1 rRNA gene is annotated in these 360 nt (G+C 40.3%); it reads left to right on the top strand.

Features of this window, described 5'->3' with window-relative positions:
* Positions 1 to 163: 163 nt before the first annotated feature.
* Positions 164 to 280: ribosomal RNA gene (gene rrf / locus VCHENC03_RS18650) — 5S ribosomal RNA — on the top strand.
* Positions 281 to 360: the final 80 nt, after the last annotated feature.

Raw genomic sequence — 360 nt, 5'->3', positions numbered from 1 at the left:
GCTAACCTGTACTAATTGCCCGTGAGGCTTAACCATACAACACCCAAGGGGTTTTGATGGACTCAAAGCAAGAACAGAATTGAATGTGTAAGAACTGAAAACAGCTTTCCAGATTTTTTGCCTTCAGTTTTTAGAAAAAGCTGAAAGTAAAAGCAAGAATTTGCTTGGCGACCATAGCGATTTGGACCCACCTGACTTCCATTCCGAACTCAGAAGTGAAACGAATTAGCGCCGATGGTAGTGTGGGGCTTCCCCATGTGAGAGTAGGACATCGCCAGGCTTGCTTACTGTTTTTAGATTTTAAAAAATCTAAAGGCAAAACTAAACCTAGCATTATATAAGTAAGACTAAGTTTTAGTA

The sequence above is a fragment of the Vibrio sp. HENC-03 genome, from assembly GCF_000305755.2.
Taxonomy (GTDB): domain Bacteria; phylum Pseudomonadota; class Gammaproteobacteria; order Enterobacterales; family Vibrionaceae; genus Vibrio; species Vibrio owensii.
The sequence above is the reverse complement of the archived record's forward strand: the minus strand, read 5'-3'. Positions and strand labels throughout refer to the sequence as shown.